Origin of the sequence: Kitasatospora sp. NPDC051705 (assembly GCF_044453265.1) — a bacterium.
In the GTDB taxonomy this organism is placed as follows: Bacteria; Actinomycetota; Actinomycetes; order Streptomycetales; family Streptomycetaceae; genus Kitasatospora.
Map to the genome: position 1 here is coordinate 96,867 of NZ_JBITCO010000006.1, position 13,173 is coordinate 110,039.

The window sequence follows — 13,173 nt, forward strand, 5'->3', positions numbered from 1 at the left end:
GACGGGCGCGCCTTCCGCGCAATCGGGTGCCCGTGCTCCCATGCTGTAGGGCGCAGGAAACCCGACCGCAGAACAGAGGGAGCAGCCAGTGACGTCGTCCCCGCCCGAGGAGGGCCCCGGCGCGGACCGCACGGACGCCGGAGCCGCCGGCGGCCCGGACGGCCAGCGGCCCACCCCGCCGCTGGAGGTCGCCGTCTTCACCGGCCCCGAGACGGCCTTCTTCGCCACCTCCACGCTGATCGTCGGCGAGCACACCGCGATCCTGGTCGACGCCCAGCTCACCCGCAGCGCCGGCCGCGAACTCGCCGAATGGGTCGCCGGCAAGGGCCGCCGGCTGCTCGCCATCGTCGTCACCCACCAGCACCCCGACCACTACTTCGGCGCCGAGGAGGTGCTGAAGCTCTTCCCCGACGCCCGGCTGCTCGCGGCGCCCGCCGTGGTGGACGGCATCCGGCGCACCGCGGCCGCCAAGGTCGCCCAGTGGAAGCCGGTCTACGGCGACGACATCCCGGACCGCCCGCTGATCCCCGCCCCGCTGCTGCCCCAGCCGCTGATGCTCGACCGCCAGGTCATCCCGGTGCTGCTGCTCGGCCAGGCCGACTGCGGCGACTCGACCGTCGTCCACGTGCCGAGCATCCGGACCGTCATCGCCGGGGACTTCGTCTACAACGGCACCCACGTCTGGACCTCCGACACCACCCCCGCCCAGCGGACCACCTGGGGCCACAACCTCGGCCGGATCGCCGACCTCGGTGCCGACCGGGTCATCGCCGGCCACCGCGCCCCCGACCGGGGCGACGACGCCGCCCGGGTGCTCGCCTTCACCGGCGAGTACCTGCAGGACTTCGACCGGCTGCTGGCCGAGCACCCGGACGACCCGGAGGCGCTGGTCACCGCGATGAACGCCCGGTACGGGGAGCTGACCCTGCCGGTCATCCTGGAGCTGGGCGCCGCCGCCAACACCGCGCGCACGTCGGCGGAGGCGGAGGAGGGGCCGTCGGGGGAGGAGCCCGGGGAGGATCCGGGCGAGGACCGGGCCCGGTAGGACCCGGCCCCGGGGGCGGATACTGGCCGCATGACGCCGTACGACGTGATCGTCCCGGCGGGCGGCGCCGCCCGGCGCCTCGGCGGCGCCGACAAGCCCGGCCTGACCGTGGGCGGGACCACCCTGCTCGACCGGGTCCTCGCCGCCTGCACGGGGGCCCGCACCACCGTCGTGGTCGGCCCCGCCCGGCCGACCGCCCGCGACGGCGTCCGCTGGACCAGGGAACGGCCGCCCGGAGGCGGCCCGGTCTCAGCCGTCGCCGCCGGGCTCGACCTGGTCACCGCGCCGACCGTCCTGCTGCTCGCCGCCGACCTGCCCTTCCTCGACCGGCGGACCGTCGACCGGCTGGTCGCCGCCCTCGACCGGGCCGGACCGGACGTCGACGCCGCCGTGCTGGTCGACGCCGGCGGCCGCGACCAGCCGCTCGCCGCCGCCTACCGCACCGGCCCGCTGCGCGCCGCGCTCGCCGGGCTCGGCGCCCCGGACGGCCTCCCGCTGCGCCGCCTCACCGGCGGCCTCGCCCGGCTGCGGGTGGCCGACACCGACGGCGTCGCCCACGACTGCGACACCTGGGAGGACCTGGCACAGGCCCGCGAGCGCGACCGCTCGTAGCCCCCGCCGACCCCTGCCGGCCCCCTGCAGCCCCCCTTCCGGGCCGTTCCGGGGTCGCTCCTCACGGCCGGTGCGCCCGGGCGTGCGGGAAACGAAGCGCGTCGCACACGGGGTGAACACCTCGGGGTAACCGCCGATCAGGCAGCATGGGCGCATGGAGCGCACGCTGGAGGACTGGATCGCCGAGGTCAGGGCCGACCTGGGCATCGACCTGGACGTCGACGTCCGGGGACTGCTCGACCTGACCAGGGTGGTCGCACACGGGGTGGCCCGCCCGGCCGCGCCGCTGACCGCCTTCCTGATCGGCTACGCGGCCGCCCAGCAGGGCGGTGGGCCGGAGGCCGTGGCCGAGGCCGCCCGCCGGACGGCCGTGCTCGCCGAGCGCTGGAGCGCCGCCGCCGGGCCGGGCGAGCCGTGACCACCGCGGAACGGACCCCCACCATGGCCGCCCCGTCCACCGGCCCCGCGGCGTCGAGCTGGCCCCGGGCCCGCGAGACCGCCCGTCGGGCCGGGCTCCGCCCGCTGCCGGCGGTCGCACTGCCGCTCGCCGAGACGCTCGGCCGCACGCTCGCCGAGCCGCTCACCGCGCTCACCGACCTGCCCGCCTTCGACACCTCCGCGATGGACGGCTGGGCGGTCGCCGGGCCCGGCCCCTGGCGGGTCGCCGGGCGGGTGCTGGCCGGCCGGGTCGAGGTCGCCCCGCTCGCCGACGGCGCCGCCGTCGAGATCGCCACCGGCGCCCAGCTGCCGCCGGGCGCCACCGCGGTGCTGCGCCGCGAGCACGGCCGCACGGACGGCACCCTGCTGCGCGACCACGGCCCCCAGCCGCTCACCACCGGCCAGGACGTCCGGCCGCGCGGCCAGGAGTGCCGGCGCGGCGAGACCCTGCTGCCCGGCGGCACCCCGGTCGGGCCGTCCGTGCTCGGCCTGGCCGCCGCCTGCGGCCACGACCGGCTCGCCGTCCGCCGCCGCCCGGTGGTCGAACTGCTCGTCCTCGGTGACGAGTTGCTCTCCACGGGGGTGCCCGGTCCGGGCCTGGTGCGGGACGCCCTCGGGCCGCTGCTGCCGCCCTGGCTGCAGGCGGCCGGCGCCGAGGTGGCCGACGTCCGAGCCGTCCGCGACGACTACGGGATGCTCCGGGACGCGCTGCGGCACTCCACCGCCGACGTCGTGGTCACCACCGGTGGGACGGCGGCCGGCCCGGTCGACTTCCTGCACCGCGCCCTCGCCGAGGCCGGGGCCCGGCTGCTGGTGGACGGCGTCGCCGTCCGCCCCGGCCACCCGATGCTGCTGGCCGAACTGCCCCAGTCCGGCCCGCCCCGGTCCGAGCCGGCCGGCACCCGCCACCTGGTGGGGCTGCCCGGCAACCCGCTGGCCGCCGTCGCCGGGACGGTCACCCTCGCCCTGCCGCTGCTGCACGCCCGCAGCGGGCGGGCGCTCGGTGCACCCGTCCTCGCGCCGGCCGCCGTCGTCCTGCCCGGGCACCCGGTGGACACCCGGCTGCTCCCCGTCCGGCACACCGCCGCCGGCGTCGTCCCGCTGGCCTTCGACGGGCCCGCGATGCTGCGCGGCCTCGCCCGGGCCGACGCGCTGGCCGTCGTCCCGCCCGGCGGTGCGGCGGCCGGCGACCCCGTCGAACTACTGGAGGGGCCGTGAGCGGACAGGACGGGGTCAGCGGATGAAGGGGCGGCGCAGGGAGCCGACGCCGGGCACCGAGCCCTGGGCGGACGCCGGGATCGTGCTGCCCGCCCGGCGGGCCGCCCCGGCCGTCCGCCAGGTCGGCTCCCGGCTGCTGGTGGCGTTCGCCGTACTGGTCGCCACCACGCTGATCGTCTACGTCGACCGCGGCGGCTACAACGACAACGCGGGCGGCGGCGTCAGCTTCCTCGACGCGGCCTACTACGCCACCGTGACGCTCTCCACCACCGGGTACGGCGACATCACCCCGTTCAGTGACGGCGCCCGGCTCACCAACATCTTCGTGATCACCCCGCTGCGCGTGCTGTTCCTGATCATCCTGGTCGGCACCACGCTGGAGGTGCTCACCGAACGCACCCGCCAGCAGTGGCGGTTGAACCGCTGGAGGTCCACCGTGCGCGAGCACACCGTCGTCATCGGCTACGGCACCAAGGGCCGCAGCGCCGTCGACACCCTGCTCGGACAGGGGGTGAAGAAGGAGGAGATCGTCGTCGTCGACCCGCAGCGCAAGGTGATCGACCAGGCCGCCCAGCACGGGCTGGTCGGCGTGGTCGGCGACGCCACCCGCACCGACACGCTGCTGCGCGCCGCGCTGCCCGCCGCCGCCCGGGTGGTGATCGCGCCCGAACGGGACGACACCGCCGTCCTGGTCACCCTGACGGCGCGCCAGCTGAACAAGGCCGCCACCGTGGTCGCGGCCGTCCGGGAGGACGAGAACGCCCCGCTGCTGAGGCAGAGCGGAGCGGACGTCGTGGTGACCAGCTCCAGCTCGGCCGGCCGGCTGCTCGGCATGTCGATGCTCAGCCCGCACGCCGGCGAGGTGATGGAGGACCTCCTGACCTACGGCAACGGCCTGGACGTGGTCGAGCGCCCCGTCACCCGGGCCGAGGCCGGGCACGGTCCGCGCGAGTGCGAGGACCTGGTGGTCGCGGTGGTCCGCGGCCGCCGGGTGCTCAACTACACCGAGCCCGAGGCGGCCGTGCTCCAGCTCACCGACCGGGTGATCGTCATCCGGCCGGCCGGCTGACCGGCCCCGCCGCACCGGCGGGTGAGCGGCGTGCCGGGCCCGGGGGCCCGTCCGCCGGAAGCGCCCTGACGCGCAGTAGGTTCGGGGCATGCATGCGATGACGATTCCCGTACCCGGCGGCCCCGAGGCACTGGTGTGGGCCGAGGTGCCCGACCCGGTGCCCGGCGAGGGCGAGGTCCTGGTCGAGGTGGCGGCCACCGCCGTCAACCGTGCCGATCTGCTCCAGCGGCAGGGCCACTACAACCCGCCGCCCGGCGCCTCGCCCTACCCCGGGCTGGAGTGCGCCGGGCGGATCGTCGCGCTGGGCCCGGGGGTGTCGGGCTGGGCGGTCGGCGACGAGGTGTGCGCGCTGCTGTCCGGCGGCGGCTACGCGCAGCTGGTCGCGGTGCCGAGCGGGCAGCTGCTGCCGCTGCCCGCGGGCCTGGGCTTCGAGGAGGCCGCGGCGCTGCCCGAGGTCGCCTGCACGGTGTGGTCCAACGTGTTCCTCACCGCCCACCTGCGGCCCGGCGAGACGGTGCTGCTGCACGGCGGCGCGAGCGGCATCGGGACCATGGCGATCCAGCTGGCCAAGGCGGTCGGGGCCCGGGTCGCGGTCACCGCGGGCAGCGCCGCGAAGCTGGCCCGCTGCGCCGAGCTCGGCGCCGACGTCCTGATCGACTACCGCGAGCAGGACTTCGTCCGGGCGCTCGCGGAGGCCACCGACGGGGCCGGGGCCGACGTGATCCTCGACATCATGGGCGCCAGGTACCTGCAGCGGAACGTGGACGCGCTGGCGGTCAACGGGCGGCTGGTGATCATCGGGCTGCAGGGCGGGGTGAAGGGCGAACTCGACCTCAACGCGCTGCTGCGCAAGCGCGCCGCGGTGATCGCCACCAACCTGCGCGGGCGCCCGCTGGCGGAGAAGGCGGCGATCGTGGCGGCGGTGCGCGAGCACGTGTGGCCGCTGGTCGAGTCCGGGGTGGTGAAGCCGGTGGTCGACCGGGTGCTGCCGCTGGGCGAGGCCGGTGCGGGGCACCGGGTGCTGGAGGCGGGGGAGCAGGTCGGGAAGGTCGTGCTCAAGGCCTGAACCGGGCCCGGCCGGGGGGATGCGTGTCCGAAATGCCTTGATTGTCGGAATGTGTGAGGCTGGTCCGGAGCTGTCCCGCCGCCGACCCCGCCCCGCGCGGTCGGCCGTCGGAAGGACCTCCGACCGTGGCCGCACCAACGCACCCCCTCGGGCCGCTGCCCACCGCGCCGCACCACCGTCGTACCCGCAGTGCGGACCCGGGCCGGGCCCGCCGGCTGATCGCGGCGGCCGTGCTGGGGCTCACGCTCCCGCTGGCCGCCGCCTCCGTGGCGGCCGCCGCGCCGTCCCCCGCGTCCGTCCCGGCGACCACACCGTCCTCGTCCTCGCCCGCGGGGGAGGACGCGGCGGAGCCGACCGGTGCCGCCGAGCCCGCCGAGCAGGCGGAGGTCACCGGCCCGGCCGCGCCGACCGCCGGGCCGGTCCGCTCCGGCTCGCCCTCGGCCGTGCCGAGCGCCCCGGCCACCGGCACGGACCCGGGCACCGCCGCGACCCAGGAGGCCACGGCGCCACCCGCCCCGAGCACCGCCGCCCCGACCGGCACCCGCCCGACGGCCGCGGCCCCGGCGGTGCCCGCCGCCGCACCCGTCCCGGCCGCCGCGCCGCCGCAGCACGCGGTCGCCCGGCCGCGCCCCGACGACGAGCCGCGGGCGCACCGCCACCGCCCCGCCTCGGCGCCCGAACGCGCCGACCGTGCCGACGCCGCCCCGGGCCAGGTGCCCGGCCAGGTGCCCGGGCAGGCCCCCGCACAGGCGCCGGACCAGGCTCCCGGCCAGGCCGCCGAACAGCCGGCCGAGCAGGCCCCCGGGCAGGCGCCGGACCAGGCCCCGGACCAGGCCCCGGCCGGCGGCACGGACCGCGCCGAGGCCGACCCGGGCACCCCGGACCAGGCGGACCCGGCCGACGACGCCGCCCCGCAGGCCGTCACCACCGCGAGCGGCCAGAGCCTCGCCGCCCCCGCCGTCCTGCCCGCCCGCTGGCGGGACGCCTCCACGGTGCAACTGCCGCTGGGCGCCGGCCTGGGCCTGATCGGCTGCGGGCTGGCGCTGATCGGTGTGCGGCTGCGGAAGGGCTGAGACCGCGCCGACCGCCGGGGGCGGGGGAGGTTCGGTGAGGGGTCCGTGTCGACGGCCGGCCGGCCGCCCGCGGACGGACCGGGCGGGCCGGGAGGGCCGCGGGGCCGAGCGGGGCGCGGTCCGGCCGGGGCCGGAACTGAGTACCCGTACGGATTCCGGCGCGGCGCCCGGGGGCGTACCGTCGTCAGCGGTGGCTCGGGTCGGCGGGCGCACGGGGGCTTCCGCCCGACCAACCCCAGTGAGAGAGAATGTTGTTCATGACGAATCCGATGAACGAGCGCTCGTCGCAGCAGCCCTTCCAGGCGGCCGGCGGGCAGTCGCACGACGGCCAGAAGGTGCTGATCGTCGGACCGGACGGGCTGCCGGTGGGCCAGGGGTTCGCCGGGCCGGCGGGGGACGACGACGAGGGGGAGCTCCCGCGCGAGCTCCCGGTGACCGAGATGGTCGAGCAGCCCGCCAAGGTCATGCGGATCGGCAGCATGATCAAGCAGCTGCTCGAGGAGGTCCGGGCGGCGCCCCTCGACGAGGCCAGCCGGGCCCGGCTGAAGGACATCCACGCCAGCTCGATCAAGGAGCTGGAGCTCGGCCTGGCCCCCGAGCTGGTGGCCGAGCTGGAGCGGCTGTCGCTGCCGTTCACCGAGGACAGCATCCCGACCGAGGCCGAGCTGCGGATCGCCCAGGCCCAGCTGGTCGGCTGGCTGGAGGGGCTGTTCCACGGCATCCAGACCGCGCTGTTCGCCCAGCAGATGGCGGCGCGGGCCCAGCTGGAGCAGATGCGCCGGGCCCTCCCGCCCGGCCTGCACGGCGGCGACGCGGACGAGGACGAGCCGGGCCAGGGCCGAGGCATCCGTTCCGGCCCGTACCTGTAGGACACCCGTAGGACACGCCGGAACCGGACGTACCACGACGATCCGCCCCGGGCCGAGGCACCGCCGGACGGTGCCGGCGGCCCGGGTCCAGGACCGGCCCTGGACCGATCACCGTCGGCGGGAGCCGATACCCTGGCCCCTGCCGCAGGCCGGTCGGACCGCCGCGGCAGGGGTTCGCCGGGCCAGCGGGCCGGGCCACCACGCACGGACGAGACCGAACGTCACGGTCGCGGCGCCACGGCCGCGCCGAGGGGGAGCAGAGGACCATGAGCGAGCACGGGAACGCGGCGGTCGAGGGCTTCTCCCTGGGCAACGGCCGCTACGTCCTCCAGCGGCTGCTGGGCGAGGGCGGCATGGCGTCCGTGCACCTCGCCTACGACAGCGTGCTGGACCGGCAGGTCGCGCTGAAGAGCATGCACAGCGAGCTCGGCCGGGACGACTCGTTCAAGGAGCGGTTCCGCCGCGAGGCCCAGGCGGTGGCCCGGCTGGAGCACCCGAACATCGTCACGGTGTACGACAGCGGCGAGGACGTCGCGCCCGACGGCTCCAGCACGCCGTACATCGTCATGCAGCTGATCGACGGCAAGGGCCTGCGCGAGGCGATCAACGAGGCGGTCGCCCAGTACGGCGCGATGCCGACCGAGGAGGCCCTGCGGGTCATCGTCGGCGTGCTGAACGCGCTGGAGGCCTCGCACGACATGTCGCTCGTGCACCGCGACATCAAGCCCGGCAACGTCATGTTCGACCGCAAGGGCAACGTCAAGGTCATGGACTTCGGCATCGCCCGGGCGCTGGAATCGGGCGTCACGTCGATGACGCAGACCGGCATGGTGGTCGGCACCCCGCAGTACCTGTCGCCCGAGCAGGCCCTCGGCAAGCCGGTGGACGCCCGCTCCGACCTCTACTCGGTCGGCGTGATGCTCTTCGAGATGCTCACCGGCCAGCTGGTCTTCGACGGCGACTCGGCGTTCTCGATCGCCTACAAGCACGTCCAGGAGGAGCCGCCCGCGCCGTCCACCCTCAACCGGTCGGTCACGCCGGCGGTGGACGCCTTCGTCGCCCAGGCGCTGCGCAAGGACCCGGCCCACCGGTTCCAGAGCGCGGCGGCGATGCGCGACGAGGCGGAGCGGCTGATCGCGGCCGCCAAGGGCGGCGGCAGCGGGCACCCGCTGCAGGCCAGCACCCCGCTGGTGATCAACGAGGGCCCGCGCTCGGTGCACGCCGCGCCGCAGGCCCCGCAGACGCCCCACCCGCAGTACCTGCAGGGCCAGCAGCCGCAGTACCAGACGCCGCCGCCGGCCTTCCAGCAGCCGCACCCGCAGGCGCCGCAGACCCCGCACCCCTTCCCGCAGCAGCCGCAGTACCAGACCCCGCCGCCGGCCTTCCAGCAGCCGCGCCCGCAGGCCCACACCCCGCACCCGCAGTACCTCCGGCAGGGCGGGCCGCAGCCGGCGCACACCCCGCCCCCGCAGCCGATGCCGCCGTACCAGCAGCCGAAGGCGCCCAGCGGCGGCGGCTGCTCGACCGCCGTCGTGGTGGTCGGGATCATCATCGGCGTGCTCGTGCTGGCCGGCATCATCATCGCGATCGTGGTCAACAAGGCCCAGGACAAGCAGAAGGCCAAGACCGGCCACACCACCGGGGCGCGTCCCGCGGCGGTGCTGGTGGTGGACTCCCCGGCCGACCGGAATGGCCTGCTCTGACGCTTTGCGGCCGGTTCGGGCGTGCTACGGGCCCGCTCGGGAAGCGGTAGCGTTCGGGGAATACGTAAGCGACAGGGCACCGCGATCCGAGCGAACGCCCGGGGCGAGGAGCGATGGCACAGACGCAGCATCCGGACGACGACGAGGGTGCCTACCCGCCGGTCATCGGGGCGCCCGGTGCCCAGACCCCCGGGCGCGGCACCGCCGCCCCGCTGGGTACGGTCGGTGACGGCCGCTACCGGCTGACCCACCGGCTCGGCCGCGGCGGCATGGCCGAGGTGTTCGCCGCCGAGGACGTCCGGCTGGGCCGGACCGTGGCGGTCAAGCTGCTCCGCGGCGAGCTGGCCCAGGACGACATCGCCCGGCTGCGCTTCACCCGCGAGGCACACGCCGTCGCCGCGCTCAACCACCACTCGATCGTCGCGGTCTACGACACCGGCGAGGAGTACGTCGGGGACGAGTCCACGCCGTACATCGTGATGGAGCTGGTCGAGGGCCGGACGGTCCGCGAGCTGCTGATGGACGAGCAGGAGCCGCCCGTCGACCAGGCGCTGATCATCATCGCCGGGGTGCTGGAGGCGCTCGCCTACAGCCACCGGCACGGCATCGTCCACCGCGACATCAAGCCCGCCAACGTCATCATCACGACCGCGGGCGCGGTCAAGGTGATGGACTTCGGCATCGCCCGGGCGCTGACCGGCACCGCCAGCACGATGACCCAGACCGGCATGGTCATGGGCACCCCGCAGTACCTGTCGCCGGAGCAGGCCCTCGGCAAGCCGGTCGACCACCGGTCCGACCTGTACGCGGCCGGCTGCATGCTCTACGAACTGCTGACGCTGCGCCCGCCGTTCACCGGCGACACCCCGCTGTCGGTGGTCTACCAGCACGTCCAGGACATGCCGGTGCCGCCCTCGCACGCCAACGGCCGGGTGCCGGCCGGGCTCGACCAGCTGGTGCTGCGCTCGCTGGCCAAGAACCCGGACGACCGCTTCCAGGACGCCGACGAGTTCCGCGCGCACGTCCAGCACGCACTGCGCGAGATGCACGGCGCGGCCGGGGCCGGCTGGGCCGGCGCGGCGGCCGGGCTGGCCGCCGCCGGGCAGGGCAACACCGGTGCCACCCAGGTGATCCGGCCGGACCAGACCGCGGCCACCGCGGCCTTCGGCGCGGTCGGCCCGGGGGACCAGACCTCGGTGATGCACCGGGCGCCGGGCGGCCCGCACACCCCGTCCGGGCCCTACCAGGGGGCCGGCGGCCCGTACGGCGGCGGTCACGGCGACGGCGGTGACGAGGACGACCACCCCCGTCGGCGCGGTCCGTGGGCCTGGGTGGCCGGGATCGCGGCCGTCCTGGTCGCCTCCGGGGTCGGCATCGCGTTCGCGCTCAGCGGCAGTGGCGGCGGCGACGTGAAGACGCCGCCCTCGCAGACCGTGCCCGCCCCGATGACCAGCACCACCGAGCCCGGTACGCCGACCCAGAGCGGCGTCCAGACCCCGCCGGCCACCAACACCGGCACCCGGCGCCCGCAGCAGCCGACCGACAACGGCAACTACAGCGGTGGCAACAACGGCGGCAACAACATGTCGCCGGCGCCGACTTCGGGCCGGCACTCGCCGACCACGACGCCGAGCACGACCCCGTCGCACACGGCGACCGGCACCCCGACCGGGACGGGCACGCCCACCACGGCGCCCAGCGCGTCGAGCACGGGCGGCGGTGGCAGCTCGCCGACCTCGCAGCCGGTGCCGACCCAGCCGTCGAAGCCGCCCGTCACGGTGCCCGCGCCGTCGGGCACGGCCGGCGCGGTGGGCGGCAACTGACGGCGTTCAGTTCGCGAAGGCGTCCAGGACCTGCTCGTACTCCTGGCACCACCACGCCAGCTGGCCCGCCGAGGCGGGGTAGAGCGGGTCGGCCCGGTGGTCGGCCCGCTGGTACCGCCACTGCAGCATCCAGAAGTCGTTCAGCCGCTCCCACCAGACCCGGTGGGCGGCGGCGGCGAGGTGCTCGGCGGTGGCGGCCCCGGTGGCCCGGTAGGCCTGTGAGTAGTGGCGGACCCGGACCAGGTCGAGGGCGCCGGACGCCCGGTCGTTGAAGAGCAGGGTGGCGGCGCGGACGGCCTCCTCGGCGCGCGGCTGCGGGCTGAGCTTGTCCCAGTCCAGGACGGCCGCGACGGGGCCGTCGTCCGGGAGGCCCCCGCCGTACAGCAGGTTGAGCCCGTGGAAGTCGCCGTGGGTCCAGCCGGTGGGCGGGGCGGCCAGGGGGCCGGGGCGGCGGTGGGCGTGCTCGGCGAGCAGTTCCAGCCGTTCGGAGAGCCGCCGCTCGACCAGCGCGTCCAGATCGCCGTGCGGGCGGTGGTCACGGGCGAGGCGCCGCAGTTCGCGGGCGAGGTCGGCGCTGTCGACGGCGTCCGCGCTGCGGTAGCCGGCGGGCGGTTCGAGGGGGGCGCACACGTCGTCGAGCGCGCCGTGCAGCCGGCCGAGCAGCGCGCCGAGGGCGTCGCACTGCGGCAGGGAGAGGTCGGTACCGTGCCGGTGTCGGCCATCCACCCACGGGAACAGCGCGAACAGCCGGCCGTCGTGGCCCGCCACCGTGCCGGTCCGTCCGGTGCAGCTCAGCGGGGGTGCCACGGGCAGTCCGAGGGCCTGTAGCCCCGCCATCGCGCGGTGGTGGGCGACGATCCTCGGCCGGTTGGCGGTGGCGGCGTCGACGTAGCACTTCAGGAAGTACGTGCCGGCCTCGGTGGTGACCCGGTAGCCGCGGTTCAGCAGGCCCTCGGCGACCGGCTCCGCGGTCAGCGGCAGGCCCACCGGGTAGCGGCTCAGGACCTCGGTGAGCACGGCGCGCGGGACGGGTGGACTGAGCGTCCCCATCGGCGGAGCGGAGAGGTCGGGGCGGGCCGGTGGACAGGCGAGGGTCTGGCTGAAAGTCACAGCCAGAGGGTATGGCCCCCTGGCGGGGGCCCTTGACAAACCGTCAGGTCTGTGCAAACGCCCCGATCAGTGCTGCTGGTCCGCCTGGTGCCGTGCCACGAAGGCCGCCGCCTGGGTGCGCCGCTCCATGCCCATCTTGGCGAGCAGACTGGAGACGTAGTTCTTCACCGTCTTCTCGGCCAGGTGCAACTCGTTGCCGATCTGACGGTTGGTCATCCCCTCGCCGATCAGATCGAGGATCCGGCGCTCCTGCTTGGTCAGCTGGGCCAGCCGTTCGTCCTCCTTCTCGCCGCCGTCCCGCAGCCGGGCCAGCACCCTGCTGGTGGCGACCGGGTCGAGCAGCGACCGGCCGGCCGCGACGTCCCGGACGGCGGTGATCAGGTCGGTGCCGCGGATCGCCTTCAGGACGTAGCCGGAGGCGCCCGCCATGATCGAGTCGAAGAGCGCCTCGTCGTCGGAGAACGAGGTCAGCATCAGGCACTTGATCTCCGGCAGCCGGGACCGGACCTCGCGGCAGACCTCGACGCCGTTGCCGTCCGGCAGCCGGACGTCGAGCACGGCCACGTCCGGGTGGACCGCGGGGATCCGGGTGATCGCCTCGGCGGCGGTGCCGGCCTCGCCGACCACCTCGATGTCGTCCTCGACCGAGAGCAGATCGTGCACGCCCCGCCGGACGACCTCGTGATCGTCGAGAAGGAATACCCTGATTTGTCCGTTATCGCTCACGCCCAAAGCCTCCCATATCACCGTAGGAAAGACCTATCGTCTTTACCTGCACACTGACGCGATCCGGCCAGAGCGGTCCAAAACCGATACCGAGAACCCCCTTACGCAGGAGCTCCCGCCCGGATAACGTGCGCTGGTGTCCTGAAGGCGCCCGAATTGAGAGCTGCGTCACGCCGTCCGTCACCCCCACCCTTCCGACGGCGCGCTGCACGCGGCACCCCCGGGGTCGTAGGCCCCGAACAAGTAGGACGTCCTAGCGCAAGCGCGCCAAGGGCGGACGCTGGGTAACGTTCTCGTGAGGGACGCCGTCGGAACAGGATCACCACCTGCCCCGCAGTAGGTGCGCACACCCACGCGCGCCCCGCGAGGCGGTGACCGGACCGGTCACCGGCGACCCCGGGCGGCCGGACAGACCGAGGAG

11 protein-coding genes and 1 pseudogene are annotated in these 13,173 nt (G+C 75.7%); 10 read left to right on the top strand and 2 right to left on the bottom strand.

Annotation, left to right across the window (positions count from 1 at the left end; genetic code table 11):
* Window positions 1-88: 88 nt before the first annotated feature.
* The 10 genes and pseudogenes from ACIA8Q_RS10175 to ACIA8Q_RS10220 all read left to right on the top strand — a co-directional run bounded on the left by ACIA8Q_RS10175 (window position 89) and on the right by ACIA8Q_RS10220 (window position 10,916).
* Window positions 89-1,045 carry an MBL fold metallo-hydrolase gene (locus ACIA8Q_RS10175; protein ID WP_360205957.1) on the top strand — a complete coding sequence of 319 codons (957 nt, stop codon included), beginning with the start codon at window positions 89-91 and terminating at the stop codon, window positions 1,043-1,045.
* A 30-nt stretch (window positions 1,046-1,075) separates the two neighbouring features.
* The gene (locus ACIA8Q_RS10180; protein WP_396316979.1) at window positions 1,076-1,657 is read left to right on the top strand and encodes a molybdenum cofactor guanylyltransferase; all 582 of its coding nucleotides are present in this window, start codon (window positions 1,076-1,078) and stop codon (window positions 1,655-1,657) included.
* A gap of 160 nt (window positions 1,658-1,817) precedes the next feature.
* Window positions 1,818-2,075 (top strand): annotated as a pseudogene (locus ACIA8Q_RS10185) (DUF6457 domain-containing protein); the annotation flags it as partial.
* A gap of 23 nt (window positions 2,076-2,098) precedes the next feature.
* On the top strand, window positions 2,099-3,313 hold the full coding sequence (locus tag ACIA8Q_RS10190) for a molybdopterin molybdotransferase MoeA (protein ID WP_360205954.1): 1,215 nt from the start codon (window positions 2,099-2,101) through the stop codon (window positions 3,311-3,313).
* 22 nt (window positions 3,314-3,335) lie between these two features.
* Window positions 3,336-4,382, top strand: coding sequence for a potassium channel family protein (locus ACIA8Q_RS10195; protein WP_360205952.1), 1,047 nt, complete (start codon window positions 3,336-3,338; stop codon window positions 4,380-4,382).
* Between the two features lie 88 nt (window positions 4,383-4,470).
* Complete coding sequence (locus ACIA8Q_RS10200) at window positions 4,471-5,448, top strand: NAD(P)H-quinone oxidoreductase (protein WP_360205950.1); 978 nt, start codon at window positions 4,471-4,473, stop codon at window positions 5,446-5,448.
* Between the two features lie 125 nt (window positions 5,449-5,573).
* Window positions 5,574-6,521: a hypothetical protein gene (locus ACIA8Q_RS10205; RefSeq protein WP_360205947.1), complete on the top strand. Its 948-nt coding sequence runs from the start codon at window positions 5,574-5,576 to the stop codon at window positions 6,519-6,521.
* Between the two features lie 257 nt (window positions 6,522-6,778).
* On the top strand, window positions 6,779-7,390 hold the full coding sequence (locus tag ACIA8Q_RS10210) for a bacterial proteasome activator family protein (protein ID WP_360205944.1): 612 nt from the start codon (window positions 6,779-6,781) through the stop codon (window positions 7,388-7,390).
* A gap of 266 nt (window positions 7,391-7,656) precedes the next feature.
* Complete coding sequence (locus tag ACIA8Q_RS10215; protein ID WP_360205942.1) at window positions 7,657-9,093, top strand: protein kinase; 1,437 nt, start codon at window positions 7,657-7,659, stop codon at window positions 9,091-9,093.
* A gap of 113 nt (window positions 9,094-9,206) precedes the next feature.
* Window positions 9,207-10,916 (top strand): protein kinase, encoded by a 1,710-nt coding sequence (locus ACIA8Q_RS10220; RefSeq protein WP_360205940.1) that lies wholly within the window; start codon window positions 9,207-9,209, stop codon window positions 10,914-10,916.
* Between the two features lie 6 nt (window positions 10,917-10,922).
* On the opposite strand, the gene ACIA8Q_RS10225 is transcribed toward ACIA8Q_RS10220, so the two are convergent.
* Both ACIA8Q_RS10225 and ACIA8Q_RS10230 read right to left on the bottom strand, forming a co-directional pair.
* Entirely contained in the window at window positions 10,923-11,966 is a 1,044-nt protein-coding gene (locus ACIA8Q_RS10225) for a phosphotransferase enzyme family protein (RefSeq protein ID WP_387900764.1), read from the bottom strand.
* Window positions 11,967-12,092: 126 nt separating this feature from the next.
* Window positions 12,093-12,752, bottom strand: coding sequence for a response regulator transcription factor (locus ACIA8Q_RS10230; protein ID WP_360205934.1), 660 nt, complete (start codon window positions 12,750-12,752; stop codon window positions 12,093-12,095).
* Between the last annotated feature and the right edge of the window lie 421 nt (window positions 12,753-13,173).